General features: G+C 30.5%; 12 protein-coding genes. 5 read left to right on the forward strand and 7 right to left on the reverse strand.

The features are described 5' to 3' along the window. Positions 1-3 precede the first annotated feature (3 nt). Entirely contained in the window at positions 4-1470 is a 1467-nt protein-coding gene (locus tag ACVEGE_RS12380; protein WP_192500367.1) for an oligosaccharide flippase family protein, read from the forward strand. Positions 1471-1774: 304 nt separating this feature from the next. Then, on the forward strand, positions 1775-2071 hold the full coding sequence (locus ACVEGE_RS12385) for a hypothetical protein (RefSeq protein ID WP_173853244.1): 297 nt from the start codon (positions 1775-1777) through the stop codon (positions 2069-2071). 80 nt (positions 2072-2151) lie between these two features. On the opposite strand, the gene uvrA is transcribed toward ACVEGE_RS12385, so the two are convergent. Then, positions 2152-4935 (reverse strand): excinuclease ABC subunit UvrA, encoded by a 2784-nt coding sequence (gene uvrA, locus ACVEGE_RS12390; RefSeq protein ID WP_192500368.1) that lies wholly within the window; start codon positions 4933-4935, stop codon positions 2152-2154. Between the two features lie 758 nt (positions 4936-5693). Here uvrA and ACVEGE_RS12395 point away from each other — a divergent pair. Then, entirely contained in the window at positions 5694-6278 is a 585-nt protein-coding gene (locus ACVEGE_RS12395; RefSeq protein WP_173855561.1) for an RNA polymerase sigma factor, read from the forward strand. Between the two features lie 48 nt (positions 6279-6326). After that, a complete protein-coding gene (locus ACVEGE_RS12400) occupies positions 6327-6470 on the forward strand; it encodes a hypothetical protein (protein ID WP_173855562.1) in 144 nt (47 codons plus the stop codon). Between the two features lie 135 nt (positions 6471-6605). On the opposite strand, the gene ACVEGE_RS12405 is transcribed toward ACVEGE_RS12400, so the two are convergent. From ACVEGE_RS12405 to ACVEGE_RS12430, 6 genes are all read right to left on the reverse strand, one after another. Further along, on the reverse strand, positions 6606-7829 hold the full coding sequence (locus tag ACVEGE_RS12405) for a cation:proton antiporter (protein ID WP_173853234.1): 1224 nt from the start codon (positions 7827-7829) through the stop codon (positions 6606-6608). Positions 7830-8254: 425 nt separating this feature from the next. Further along, complete coding sequence (locus tag ACVEGE_RS12410; RefSeq protein WP_173853233.1) at positions 8255-8641, reverse strand: response regulator; 387 nt, start codon at positions 8639-8641, stop codon at positions 8255-8257. Then, positions 8628-11696, reverse strand: a complete 3069-nt coding sequence (locus tag ACVEGE_RS12415; RefSeq protein ID WP_192500369.1) for a PAS domain S-box protein — start codon at positions 11694-11696, stop codon at positions 8628-8630. The genes ACVEGE_RS12410 and ACVEGE_RS12415 overlap by 14 nt, the downstream gene beginning before the upstream one ends. 232 nt (positions 11697-11928) lie before the next feature. Further along, positions 11929-12222 (reverse strand): chaperone modulator CbpM, encoded by a 294-nt coding sequence (locus ACVEGE_RS12420; protein WP_173855564.1) that lies wholly within the window; start codon positions 12220-12222, stop codon positions 11929-11931. Beyond that, entirely contained in the window at positions 12219-13121 is a 903-nt protein-coding gene (locus ACVEGE_RS12425; RefSeq protein WP_173855565.1) for a DnaJ C-terminal domain-containing protein, read from the reverse strand. The genes ACVEGE_RS12420 and ACVEGE_RS12425 overlap by 4 nt, the downstream gene beginning before the upstream one ends. Positions 13122-13312: 191 nt before the next feature. Next, positions 13313-14149 carry an AraC family transcriptional regulator gene (locus ACVEGE_RS12430; protein ID WP_192500370.1) on the reverse strand — a complete coding sequence of 279 codons (837 nt, stop codon included), beginning with the start codon at positions 14147-14149 and terminating at the stop codon, positions 13313-13315. An 80-nt stretch (positions 14150-14229) separates the two neighbouring features. On the opposite strand from ACVEGE_RS12430, the gene ACVEGE_RS12435 reads away from it, so the two are divergent. Beyond that, on the forward strand, positions 14230-15570 hold the full coding sequence (locus tag ACVEGE_RS12435) for a TolC family protein (RefSeq protein WP_192500371.1): 1341 nt from the start codon (positions 14230-14232) through the stop codon (positions 15568-15570). Position 15571: the final 1 nt, after the last annotated feature.

The raw sequence follows: 15571 nt of genomic DNA on the forward strand, positions 1-15571 counted from the left end.
CTAATGGGAATAGTATTAAATCAGTCCTTAAAAAACACAATAATAACTTACATCGGTTTTGGTGTAGGAGCTATAAATACACTTTATTTATATCCAATTTTTCTTGGTGCTACTTATTACGCTGTAACAAATTATATATTATCAGCGGCTAATGTTATCATGCCTCTTTTTGCTATTGGTATGCAGAATACACTGGTGAAATTTTATTCCCAATATAATACTGAAGAAGATCGAGAACGGTTTTTGTCCTTTACAGTGTTATTTCCATTATTATTATGTATTCCGTTAGCTTTTATCGGACTTTTTTTCTTTGATGATTTGGTTTTTTTTGTATCTAAAAAAAATCCAATAGTAAAGACATTTATTTGGTTGATTCCGTTTACAGGATTGTGTATGGCCTATTTTGAAATATTTTATGCTTGGGCAAGAGTACACATGCATTCCGTTTTTGGAAATTTTATAAAAGAGGTAGGTTTGCGTTTGTTTTCATTGTTTGCCTTAATTGGGGTTTATTTTAAATGGATGACTGTTATTGATTTTGTTTATGTAACATCTGGAATTTATTTCTTAGCCTTAGTGATTACTATGTTTTATGCTTTCAAAATCAAGAAACCTAAATTTCAATTTACGATTCCGTCTAATGTAAAAGCAATTTTAGAATATACTTTTTATATCATCCTTTCAGGTAGTGTGGCTAATTTACTTTTGGATGGAGACAAGTTAATGCTTAACCAATACATGGTAATTGAGAATATAGCCTATTATTCAGTTGCAACCTATATTGCACTAGTGATTTCGGTTCCAAGTCGTGCCATGCACCAAATTGTCTACCCAATTACAGCCAAATTAATGCATGAAAATAAGTATGAAGAATTGAATGATTTATATAAAAAAACATCCATTAATCTTCAAGTTGTAGGTGGTTTTGTAATGCTTTGCATTTTTGTAAATATTAATCAGTTATATGAATTAGTTCCAAAAGAATATAGTGGAGGAATAGTAGTTGTTTTTTTAATTGGTATGTCTAAGTATTTTGATTTAATTTTAGGGAATAATAATGCGATTATATTCAACTCTAAATACTATCGTATGGTGCTGTTTTTGGGACTATTCTTAGTGTTTATTACAATAGTTTTAAATATGATCTTTATACCATTGTACGGAATACTAGGGTCAGCTTTTGCGACATTATTGTCTATAACATTATATAGTTTAGCTAAATTGCTTTTTGTGGTTAAAAGGATGCATTTATATCCTTTTACAAAACAGACTGTAACCTCTTTAATAGTCACTTTTATCTTGTTTTTAGCATTTTATTTCTGGGAGTTTCCATTGTATCCCATAATAGCCATTGGTCTTAAATCCATACTAGTAACTATAGCTTACGTTTATTTGAATTATAAATTCAAAGTATCTAAGGAAATTAACGCTGTTCTGGATGGTCTGATAAAGAAATTTGGAATAAAATAAAATAGTATAATCATTGACAACTTGTTATTAATAATTATTTTATAAATAGCTGTGGTAATAGTTTGTTTAAAGAAGTCCATAAGTTGTAATTTTATAAACTTATAATAGTAAAGTGTAACAATCATAATAAGGTATATTGATATTTTTGTTGAGAAAATTAACTTCAACTCATAAATATTTAGTGTTTTTTTTAAAATATCACTAAAAGTGGGTATTGTGGGAGACCAACTAAGAACTTAATTTTGTAATATCAATACTGTTTGACTAGATAGAACAATGTTGAAACTAAATAATACAAATTATTATGAGTAGCCAACTAATTATTAACGAGGAAAGTTCAGTGAAATTTTCTAAGATCCTAAGGGATAAAATAAGTAAGGGTTTTGTAATTGAGGAGAGGAATGATAAATTGCCTTTTGCTGTTTTGTCAAAGAAAAAGCAAAAAATTAATCATAATATCTATTTTGTATTTTCATGTGTTACCCTAGGAATAGGTTCTATTGCTTGGATTTACAAAAGTTTTATTTCTTCAAGAGAAATAAGAATATTAGTTGGTCTTGATGAAGACGGAAACGCCTTTGAAGATAAATGTTACAACTAATACTTACTGTTTTAAGTAAAAAAAATAGCCTAATACAAATATGTATTAGGCTATTTTTTTTTACTTGTTGATTAATATTATTATAGTTTGTCTTTTAAATAGTAACCTGTGATTGATTTTTTGTCTTTTACAATGGCTTCAGGTGTTCCTGCAGCTAATAATTTACCACCATTTTCGCCACCTTCAGGACCTAAGTCAATAATCCAATCGGCACATTTTATTAGGTCTAGATTGTGTTCAATAACTAAAATAGAATGACCTTTTTCGATTAAAGCCTCAAAGGAAGCTAATAATTTTTTAATATCGTGAAAGTGCAATCCTGTGGTAGGTTCATCAAAAACAAATAATGCTTTGTCTTTAGTAGCGCCTTTTACCAAGAAAGAGGCTAGTTTAATCCTTTGTGCTTCACCACCAGATAATGTTGATGAAGATTGTCCTAACTGCACATATCCTAAACCTACATCTTGTAATGGTTTTAATTTTTGAGTAATTTTGGCTTGTTTGTTTTTATCAAAAAAAGTAAGTGCATCATCAATTGTTAGCGTAAGAATATCATGAATGTTTTTACCTTCAAACGTTACTTCTAAAATTTCTTTTTTAAATCGTTTTCCGTTGCAAGTTTCACATGGTAGCTGAACATCGGCCATGAAAACCATTTCAACATTAATTGTACCTTCTCCTTTGCAAGTTTCGCACCTTCCTCCATCTACATTAAAAGAAAAATGTTTGGGTAAGTACCCTCTTAATTTAGATAGTTTTTCTTTGGAAAATAAATCTCTAATATCATCATAAGCTTTGATATAGGTTACTGGGTTAGAGCGAGAACTCCTACCAATAGGATTTTGATCTACATATTCAATATGTTTTATTTGCGAAAAAGAACCTGTTAATTCGCTAAATTGCCCTGCTTTTTCCCCAGCGTTTTCTAACTTTTTTTGCATGGCTGGAAAAAGAATTTTCTTCACTAAGGTACTTTTTCCACTTCCTGAAACACCTGTGATTACAGTCAAAACATCTAATGGGAAAACAACATCAATGTTCTGTAGATTGTTTTCTCTCGCGCCTTTTATTTCAATGAAGTTTTTAAAAGGACGACGTTTTTTAGGAACAGCAATTTCTAAATCACCATTTAAATATTGAGCAGTAAGCGAGGTCGATTTTAATATTTCATCATAAGTTCCTTGTGCTACTAATTCTCCACCAAAAGTACCTGCTTCTGGGCCAATATCAATAATCATATCGGCTGCTTTCATGATATCTTCATCGTGTTCTACTACAATTACCGTATTTCCTAAATCTCGTAAGGAGAGCAATACTTTAATTAAGCGCTCAGTGTCTTTGGGATGTAAGCCAATACTTGGTTCATCTAAAATATACATTGAACCCACGAGGCTGCTTCCTAATGATGTAGCAAGATTTATACGTTGTGACTCACCACCAGAGAGAGTTGCAGAGTTCCGATTTAGTGTTAGATAATCTAAACCAACTTCTGTTAAAAAAGAGAGACGGTTATTGATTTCAATTAGCAAACGTTTAGCAATTTGCTTTTCATAAACATCTAATGTTATATTTTTGAAAAAATCTACTAAGTGTTTGATAGGTAAATCAACTAATTCAGAGACTGTTTTTGAATTTATTTTCACATAAGAGGCTTCTACTCGCAAACGTTTTCCTTTGCAGGAATAGCATTTGGTTTTTCCTCGGTAACGAGAAAGCATGACTCTGTTTTGTATTTTGTAATTTTTTTCTTCTAATTCTTTAAAGAAATCATTCAGACCTTGAAAATAACTGTTTCCTATCCAAATTAATTCTTTTTGCGCTTCTGTTAATTCAAAATAAGGTTTGTGAATAGGGAAATCAAATTTATAAGCACTATTAACTAATTGATCGCGAAACCAACTCATACTTTCTCCACGCCAAGGATAAATAGCGTTTTCAAAAACAGATAGTGTAGTGTTAGGAACAACTAATTCAGCATCGATACCTATTATGTTCCCATACCCTTCACAAACTGGGCAGGCTCCGTATGGGTTATTAAAACTAAATAAATGGACATTGGGCTCTAAAAAAGTGATTCCGTCCAACTCAAAGTTATTCGAATAACTGTGTCTTTTATTAGTTTTTATTTCTTGTAAATAGCAAATGCCTTTTCCTTCAAAAAAAGCAGTTTGTACAGCATCAGCAAGTCTGTTATAAAACTCCTCTTCCTCTTTAACAACAATTCGGTCCACGATTAAAAACAGTTCTTTTTTATTCAAACCAGTTGGCAAATCATCTAAACGAACCATTTCATTATCAACAAGAATTCTTGCAAAACCTTGTTGTAATAATACTTTAAGTTTGTCTTCTAATTTTCGGCCTTTTTCAAGATGAATAGGAGCTAAGAGCAGCCATTTAGTGTCAATTTCTAATTTTTTAACATCAGCAACTACATCGGTTACGGTATTTTTCTTTACTTCTTTTCCAGAAACAGGAGAAAAAGTTCTTCCAATACGGGCATAAAGAAGCTTGATGTAATCGTAAATTTCAGTAGATGTTCCTACCGTTGAACGGGCATTTGTGGTATTTACTTTTTGCTCAATTGCTATTGCGGGAGCGATACCTTTAATGTATTCTACTTTTGGTTTATCTAATCTTCCAAGGAATTGTCTTGCATAAGAAGATAAACTTTCTACATAACGACGTTGCCCCTCAGCGTAAAGGGTGTCAAAAGCCAAACTGGATTTACCAGAACCCGAAAGTCCTGTAATAACAACAAGTTTATTTCTTGGAATAGCAACATCTACACTCTTTAAATTGTGTACTTCTGCGCCTTTTATAATGATATTTTTCTTTGGATCTAATTTTGAAAACTCAACTTGCATAAAAAATTGTATTTCTACAAAAGTAATGAATTTTAAGCAGAGAAAAAGGATTCAACAAATCACAAATTTAAGTTATAGAACTAATTTGAAGCTAAAGCTAATTACCAATAATAAAGGTATCTGGTCAGCTTTTTGGATGTTTGTTGGCTAAAATGTGGTGAAATTGATATTCTAGAATAGGTGGGAAAGAACGAAATACTGTTTTTAACTCTTTACATACAGTAGATAGCGATGGAAATACGATTAATAGTAAGAAAACTGAACTTGAAGGTATACAAAATGGATTTCATATTTATGGGATTGATTAGAGTAGTGAAAAAATGATTTCTATGTAGATGGTAAAATGTTATATAGCTTATTTAATCCAGAAGAAAAAAAAAGCTGTTTGGCCATTTGATCATCCATTTTAATTTTCTAATTAATATGAGTATTGGAGGAAATTTTGGCAGAGCAGAAGCAAATGATGTGATTTTTTCGCAAGATTTTATCGTTGATAACATAAAAGTTTAACAATAATGCACTAATAAGGACATATTTTGTCGATTGCTAAAACGCTGTTTGCTCTTTAAAATTGCGGGATTGATCACGATAAGTAAAGTATTTCTAATTTTTTGTTAAAATTATTTGTTTCTTAGTTAAAATATTTACTATTTTTGGACTTCAATATTAACATTAAATTATAATAAGCCTATACCACAAAATTACTTTTTTTAGAGAAAATTACTCCAAAATTTAATCAAAAACTAAAAGGTATTATTATGACTAATTTAGAACTCCCAGATGCTTTATTGGTGCAAAACTATATAGCTGGAAATGAAAATTCTTTAGCTACATTAATTAATAGACATGAATCTCGTATTTATGGTTTTATATATTCTAAAGTATTAGATAAAGACGTATCCAATGATATTTTTCAAGATACATTTATCAAAGTAATAAAAACATTAAAATCTAATTCTTATAACGAAGAGGGTAAATTTTTACCTTGGGTGATGCGAATTTCACACAATTTGATTATTGACCACTTTAGACGTAACAAAAAAATGCCATTATATAGAGAGACAGAAGAATTTTCTATTTTTTCTATAATGTCAGATAATGAACCTACTATTGAAAGCAAATTGATTTCAGAACAAGTGGAAATTGATATTAGGAAACTTCTAGAAGAATTGCCTATTGACCAAAAAGAAGTACTTATTATGCGTATGTATCAAGATATGAGTTTTAAAGAAATATCAGAAATTACTGGCGTTAGTATTAATACCTCTCTTGGAAGAATGCGTTATGCTTTATTGAATTTAAGAAAAGTGATTGACAAACATCAAATTGTTTTGACTAACTAACAATATATATGGGTTCATTACGTTATTGTGATATAATAATTCATACACATGGCGAAAATTTACTCTAAAAATTCATTGGTTGCTAAGGCAAAAGGGCCTAAAAAAGAAGTTATTTCTTTTTTATTAAATTACTCAAAAGCGCTCCATGTTTTTACTTTAGAGCATAAAACTTATGAGATTAATGCAAATTAAATTTTAGAATCAAACTCCACTACTTTTATAAATAGTGGAGTTTTTTTATTTAATTAAAATGTAGCTTTTAAATTTAAAAAAGCCCGTAGTTTGTTGTAACTACGGGCTTTTGTGCTTTGTGAAAATAGTTGTCGATTATGTGATTGGCGTCTCTTTAAGCGCTTTTTCTTTTGCCTTTCTTTTTTCTTCTAAAATAGCTTCTTGCTGTTTTGCCGTCACCATTAGTCCCACCATCATTATTATTGCCGTTAATAAAATTACTTGAATAATGAGTGATTTGTTTACAATAAGAATGGTATGTTCTGGCGTTATGGATAAAAATAATAGAATGGTAATTAATCCTCTAGGTGCAACAAAAAGTAATGGAAACATTGGGATTTTAGATAGTTTGAGCTGTAAATAGCGTAAAATAAATAAAATAATTACAATACCAACTGCCCATACTAAAGTATCAGTGTTTATAATTTCGGAGGTTTGAATCAAATATCCAAAAAGCATAAAGAACAAGGCACGAACTAAAAATGTAGCCTCAACAATAAGCTCTTTGAATTTATGAACCTCTTTGTTCAATAAGTCTAACCTAAATCTTTGCGCCCATTTAAAATGGTTTAGTTCGTCTAAATTACCAATTGATAATCCAAATACCAGTATGAATATTAAAGCTGGTAAATGGTAAATTTTAGACACTTCATAAATTAAAATAATCAGTAAAATGATAGGTACGAATTTAATATGGTGGTCAATTTTATTCAATAAAAAGGAAAGCAATATGGTTGCTACGACTGAAATTACAATAATAATTAAAATTTCAAGACAGAAATATCCGAAGGTTTCAAGTCCAAAACTAGTGTTAAAAGCAATGAAATTAAAGAAAACGACACCAAAAATATCTGATAAACTACTCTCGTAGATAATAAATTCTTTTTGGCTTGAGCTTAAATTTCGTACACTAGGAATGGCAATAGCACTACTAATAACACAAAACGGAATAGCGTTAGTAAGACTGTCTTTAAAAGAATAACCACCATAATAATGTAATAAATAGGCAAGCGAAAAGGCCAAAACAATTAAAGGTAAAAATGCACCAATAGAAGATTTTTTAATTAATCCAATTTTAGATTTATTGAGTTCTAATTCTAGAGAACCCTCTAATACGATAAGAATCAATCCAATAGTTCCTAAAATAGGAAGTGTTGAGGTTAAGTCAGGTATTTCTATATCTACTAAAACGGTAACTTCTCTAACTAACCAACCTAATATAAGGAGTAAGATTACAGAAGGTATTTTTGTCTTTGATGCTGTAAGATCAAACAAATAGGCGACTAACAATAGTAGACAAAGTGAAATTATGATGGTCATATTGTATGGTTTATTTTTTTAAAATTTTATCTCCTGTTTCTACTGAATTACTAGAAAGTAGGGGATGTAAGGTAATACATTTGGTTGTTAAAATACAAAAGATTTTTGTTTTGTAAAGAATTATACCGCGTTAAATTTAGCAATTGTAATTGCTTTATAAAAGTAAAGTTGCAGTTTTTAGTTTTATTATAATTAAAGTTTAATCCTGATAATGTAGACGTGATTAAAAGAATTTCGTTTCTTTAATTTTAAGTAGCTGTTTTACTTTTAATTATATAAAAATATAAAGCATTAAAAGTCACTAGAGTTATCTTAATAGCTACTCATTTTTAGATTAGGTAAATAAATTGGTTTGGGGTAAAATGAAATTGCTTAAAAAAGATGTGTATTTTGGTAACTTTAAAAAAAACGTTGAGATTGTATAATTAGAACATCATTTTTTTGAGTTCATCCATTGTAATTGGTTTAACAATATAATTGCTTATAAAATCATACGCTTTTGCTCTTTCTATGTCAGCTGGGTCAATTGAACTTGTGATAATGTAGATGTGAATTTTTTTTTCATTTGGTATCTTGATGAACTCATCTAGAAACTCCCATCCATCCCAAATAGGCATGTTTAAATCAAGAAGAATGACATCGGGCTGTTTCTCATCATTAAGTATGATTTTTTTAAGGTTGTCGTAGGCCTCTTTGCCATTACTAAAAACCATGTATTCTTTGCAAAAATTTACGGACTGCATGATTCTTTTGGTACCAAAGATGAAAATTGGATCATCATCTATGATACAGGTTATATCAATTTTTTTCATATTTAAAATATATTTTAAAAGTTGTTCCTATATTTTCTTTGCTTATTACTTCAATTTTGCCTTCTAATGCTTCGACTTGATTTTTAGTTATGAAAAGTCCTATACCTCGCGCATCTTTATTATCATGAAAGGTTTTATACATTCCAAAAATTTTAGAGCTATTTTTTTTCATGTCTATTCCTATTCCGTTATCTTCAATTTCTAAAATGACAAACTTTTCTTTTTGGGTGCTACTTATTTTAATCATACTGTCTCGTTCTTCTGACTTGTATTTTATTGCGTTTGTAATTAAATTAAGTAAAATACTTTCTAAATAAGCGGGTAATGCTAAAATGGTCGTTTCTTTAGGGATCTCATTAATTATTTTAATATTTGTGTTAAATATTAAGGAACGAGTATTCTCTATTGTCAGTTCCACATAATCGTGCAAGTTTAAACTTTGTAGGTTTTCATTTATAGCGCTATTCATTAAAACAACTTCATTAAGATGTTTAATTGTTTCTTGTAAATTAACTGAAGCTGTTTTTAATAAATTTACAATTTCATTGTCTGCTATTTCAGGTTGTTCGTAAAGTAATAAATCCATCATCATCGTGATATTACCAGAATGGGATCTTAAATTATGAGAGACAATATGAGCAAAGTTTTTCAACCTTTCATTTTGATCTTTAGTAACAGTAAGTAGTGACTGTATTTCTTTTTCAGTTTCTTTTATATAAGTAATATCAACTGCTATGCCTAAGTAACCCGTAATCACCTCATTTTTTTTAATTGCTGTAATCGTTAATTGTACGGGAAATTGAGAGCCGTCTTTCCTAATGTAGGTCCATTCATTAGTATCATAATCACCTTTGTCAGTGGGTAAAGTGAAAACTTGAAACTCTTCAATAGGTTGGTTGTATTTAACAGTTAATTCTTGTGTACGGGTTTGTATTTCGTCTTTTACATGAATCAATAAAGGAGTTGCAATACCTATAATTTCTTCTTTTTTATAACCTAATAAATTTTCGGCACCTTTGTTAAAAGTTCGTATTATTCCATCTAAACTAGTTTCTATAATTGCAACACGTGTACTAGCTTCAATAAGTCCCTGAGTTTTTGCAATTGTATCGGCTAATTGTAACTCTGCCTTTTTTTGAGCAGTGATATCAATGATTTGTACAATAAAATAGAGCGGTTCTTGATTCTCATCTCGTACTAGTGAAGCTGAAAGGATGGTGGTTATAACGCGCTCATTTTTACATATAAATCTTTTCTCAAGATGATAAAAAGAACGTCTCCCTTTTATAAGTTCATCTAATAAGTTTAGATCGGCTTGTAAATCATCTGGATGCGTTATTTTTTGAAAATTTTGGGTAACCATTTCTTCTTCAGGAAATCCCAATAACTTACATAGGCTAGTATTTACCTTAAGCCATTGTCCGGTTGTATTTAATAAGCCCATACCAATAGCGGCATTTTCAAAATTACCTCTAAACGCTTCTTCGCTGATACGAAGTTTTTCTTGAAATTGTTTCCTTACCGTAATATCAGCAGTGTACATAATTAAACCACCTATAGATCCATTGTCATTATGCCAAGGTTTTATTTCCCATTTTAACCATTGAATACTTCCATCTTTTCTAATAAAAACATCTTCTTCACGATGATCAGGAATACCCATCAAGCATTTTTGATGAATTGCTTTCCATTCTTGTTTTATTTCTGGAAATATATCATAGTGGCATTTACCAATGATTTTTTCATCATTTAATTGGTAATCGCTTTTCCATTTTTCTGAGGAAGCTAAATAGTTCATTTGATTATCAAACATAGCGATTGCTGTGGGTGTTTGTTCTATAAAATGAATGTTCCGTTGATTAATTTTCTTCTGTTCTGTAATGTCATAATGTGTACCAAACATCACTAATGGTTTGTTGTTCTCAGTCCAGCTAATTACTTTTCCTTTATCTAACACCCATATCCAATGCCCGTTTTTATGTCTAATACGGTATTCGGCATTATAATATTCTGTTTTTTTATTGAAGTATTCTTCTAGTTTTTGTTTGGTAATTAATAAATCATCGGGATGTACTAGTTTTTCCCATTTTTTAGAACTTATTGGTTGTAATTCAGCTAAGGGATAGCCTATTATTTCAGCCCAAATTTCGCTGTGATGTGTTTCTTCTGTTTGAATATTCCGCTCCCAGGTTCCTGTATTGGTTCCCTTTAAAACACTTATTAACTTTTCTTTTTCAGTAGTTAAAGCGATATGCGCTTCTTTGACAACGGTTATATCTTGAAAAGTTCCATATACTCGTGTGCACACTCCGTCAGAAAATGCAGCTTGACCTATTGATCTCACCCACTTAGTATTTCCTTTTAGTGTTATTATTTGAAGTTCATGATTAAAAGGAGTCCCTTTTGCAACAGCTTCTTTAAAAGATTTTTCTATAAGATCTCTATTCTCACCTTCTTTATAAAAGTCAATAGCAGTTTCTATATTTGGAATATAATCAAAAGAGGTCTCATGAATAACTTTAGTCATGCTACTCCAATTTAATTTTTGACTAACCAAATCAATTTCCCAATATCCAATATTTGCAGCTCGATTACATTGGTCTAAGAAAGCATCTTGTTTTTTTAGTTTTTCAAATTCCTTTTTTAGTTCTTCATTTAGTAATGTAGTTTCACTTACAATATTACATTTTTTATATGCTTTTAAAATATGGCTGTTATTACCTAGCTTATTTTTTATATAAATTGCTTTGCATTCGGTTATAATGTTATTTCCTTCTTTGTTTTTAAATATAATTTTTTGATTGATATAATTTTTATCAATTTCATTTGATGACTTTTTTTCGGATATAATTAAGCTTGGGAGTGTTAATTGACTTCTTTCGAAACTTTTAGAATCATAACCTAACATTGTAAAAAAAGGGGCATTCATCCATGATTTTTCAGGATTTTCTAAATCAGAAAATGAAATACCGTTAATGGCATATTCTTGAATAAAATCAAAAATTGAAACATCTTCTTTTAGTAATTCGTAAAGTTCATCTTTTAGGTAATTCATAATTTTAAACTTGGTTTAAAGCAAAGAGATCGTGCCTTAATTAAAGTTTTAATTGCGACTAATGTTGCTTAATGTGTGGTAAATGAGCGTAATATACCACATTTTAAGAGTTTATATGGTTTAAAACATGAAAACTATTTAAATAACTTGTTTTCACAGTGTTTGTAGTGTTATATAAAAAAAAAATAAAAGCTATAATGACACTTAAATGAAGTGTCATTATAGCTAAAAATTAATTGTCATAGATCCTTAAACTATTTTTAACAGTTGTTAATTCTTGTTCTAAGGAATCTATTTTTTGAAGCAAGTTTAAAATAATAGCAACACCTTCTATATTTACATCTAAGTCTTGATGAATTCGTATTATTTTTTCGATTTTATAAATAGCATCGTTATGTATGTAGTGGGTCTCATCAATATTTAGAATTTCTATAAGTCCTATTTCGTCTAAATTATTAAAAAAAGCAACTTCTACTTGGTAATGAGTGCTTAATGTATGTACTGTTATCAGGTTTTCGGTATTCATGTTGTTCTTAGTTTAGAAAGTTCAGTGAATAATTCTTTTTCTTTATCAGATAGCTCGGTTGGAATCGATATTTGATAGCTGATATATAAATCTCCAAATTGTCCCTCTTTTTTATAAACGGGAAAACCTTTTCCTTTCAATTTTACTTTGGTATCATTTTGTGTTCCAGCGGCGATTTTTAATTTTACTTTTCCGTCAAACGTAGCTACAGTAATTTCTCCACCTAGCACAGCAGTATATAAGTCTAAAGCAACTGTTGAATAAAGATTTTCTTTGTCTCTCTTAAAATCAGTATGATTATCAATCGAAAAAGTAATGTATAAATCTCCTTTTGGTCCACCAGAAGCACCTTCAGCGCCATGTCCTGGAATTTTAATTACTTGTCCGTTTTCTACACCAGCAGCAATAGTAAGTCGAATGTTTTTACCATTAACTGTTAGTGTTCTTTTATGAGTAGTATATACGTCTTTTAGATCAAGGTGTAATTCAGCATTAAAATCTTGTCCTTTATATTGTGGACTGCGACGTTGGCCACCTCCACCACCAGATTGATTGAACATTGATTCAAAAAAATCAGAATAATCGCCTCCTCCAAAGCCATTAAAGCCTCCTTGTTGGCCATTACCTTGATGTTGTCTTTGCTGCTGTTGTCTTGATTTTTCGTATTCTTCACCATGTTCCCAGTTTTCACCATACTGATCATACTTTTTTCTATTCTCAGGATTGCTCAATACTTCATTAGCTTCGTTAAGTTCTTTAAACTTTAATTCGGCTTGCTTGTCATTTGGGTTTAAATCAGGATGGTGTTTTCGGGCCATTTTGCGGTAGGCCTTTTTAATTTCAGTCTCTGTTGCTTTTTTGTCTACTCCAAGGACTTTGTAATAATCTATAAATGCCATGTTTACATTTTTTTTTATAATTATTTAATTGCATATTTTGCTACTCAATGTATGTTCATCTAGAAGGAAATGTGCTCTATCAAATTTACTCAAATTTTAGCAGACAAGTAGTAATAAAATGTTTTATTTTAAGTGTATAATTGTTTTTTACAATCCAGTTAATGACAAAATACCTGAGTTAACTATTCGACTTAATTTGACTTTTCTCTGTTTTTTTTTCTAAAATCACTTGGACGCACTTTTGCAATTTCGAAGAAAGTATTGCTAAACGTTGCCAAACTATTGTATCCAGAGGCATAGGCTATTTCGCTAATTGATAGATCGGTTTGCAATAGTTTTTCCATACTTAATATAATGCGGGTAAGCTTGACGTATTGTAAAAATGAAATGTCTAGATTTTCTCTAAATAGGCGTGATAAACTGCGACTACTCAAACTGAATTTTGCAGCAATATCTTTTAACTGCAAGGATTGATCTACGTTAAAGTAAATATGTCTAAGTATAGGGCGCAACTTAATGTTTGTAGTTGTAGGTAACACAACTGCTAGTGCCGTTTTATTTGTTGAGGCGATTACATTACCTAAGGTCTTCATGTACAAATATTTTTCAGGTTCTTTTTTTGTGATGTTTTCACTCCAATTTTCAGTAAACGAAATCATCTCTAAAACCAATGTTGAAACAGGATAGATTCCCATTTTAGAATGAAAATTATTTGGCATCAAAGCCTGATTAGGAATATAAATATTGCGCATCATGGTAATCGATGTTCGTAATTCGATAAAATGTTCTAATCCCGCTGGAATCCATACAAAGTGGCGTGCAGGCAAGAAATAGGAGTTCTCCTTAGTTTGTAAGTAAGCCACTCCTCCTTCGATATACGTTAATTGATGTTTAGTGTGACTATGCATTTCTAGTCGTACTTCTACATTACTGTGATATACATAGCTAGATCTTGGAAATTGATCTACTTTCTCTAAAAAAGATAGCTCTTGAAGCGCTAATTTTGGATGATTTTGTTTCTGGCTCATATTGACAAATATATGGCTTATTTAGTAAAATAAGACTAGAAAATATATCCCAATTTTGCATATTAATTTAAGAGAAAAATATGCATTTTAATTGTTATAAAATGGCAGTGCCTTCATTCTTATTTGCACTTTGCTCAACTGTAGCCCAGAGTCAGGAAGTTGTTAAAGATAGTATTCCTATTTCTTTAGAAAAAGTCTGGGAAAAAGCGGCGGCAAATAGCAAAGAAATCAAGATAAACCATTTGCACACAGCCTCTGGTGTCGAAGCTATTAAAAATGCAAAAAGCAAGCAGTTACCAGAAATTGGTTTTAATGCTAATTATGGTAAACTGGCAAATATTCCAGTTTTTACTAACGGAATTTTAAATAAAGCCGACTTTATCCCGCTAGAAGACCATTCTATTTATGGGGCTACTATAGATGCTTATTTTGAAATTTATAACGGCCACAAGCTTAAAACAAACATTGAAAAAGAAGCTGTAAAACAAGAATTGTCTCAGTATATAGAAGAGGAAACTATAGAGACTATTCATTATCAGGTTGCCGAATCATATTTAAAGTTACAACTGTACTTGCAGTTTGAGAAGTTAGTAAAGCAGAATATTCATCAAAACGAAGAACGTTTAAAACTAATCCAAAAACTTTATAATGGAGGTGTAGTTTTAAAAAGTGATGTGCTTAGAGCACAACTGCAATTGTCTAAACAAAAAACGGCTTTGACTGCTATTTGTAATAATGAACAATTAACCATGCAGGAATTAAATATTTTTATGGGTGACCCTGATGAGCAACTCTTGAAGCCTACTGATGAAATAGGTTTTCAAGACAGCCATAAGCTCCTGAGCTATGAGGAATATATTGATGATGCGCTAAATAAATCGCCTTTGCAGAAAATCGAAAAGCAAAAAGTAGCCTTGAGCAAATTAAATATAGAAGGATTAAAAGCCGATAAATTACCAAGAATTGGTTTGTTTGGAGATTATAGTTATTCGTATCCGCAAATCAAGCTGTATCCTTATGCAAATGCGCCTTACTTATTAGGTGTTGTAGGGGTAAAATTGTCGTATGATATCTCATCGATTTATCATGATTTCCATAAAGAGGAAGAGGCAAAAATACTGTATGAAGAACAAAAATTAGCACAAGAGAATGTACAGGATAATTTGCGAAAAGACATTAATAAAGCCTACAAACGCTATCAGGAAGATCAAGAAAAAATTGAAGAATTAGAGCTGAATATAAAACAAGCTACAGAGAATTACCGCATTCTCAACCAGACTTATTTTAATCAACTTTCCTTGATAACTGATTTACTTGACGCCGATACGCAATTATTACAAGCACAATTTGAACTTATTTCAGCCAGAATCTCAGAGCAATTACATTATTACCAACTACAAAAAAATACAGGAAACCTATAAT

This window comes from Flavobacterium sp. PL002 (genome assembly GCF_054165825.1).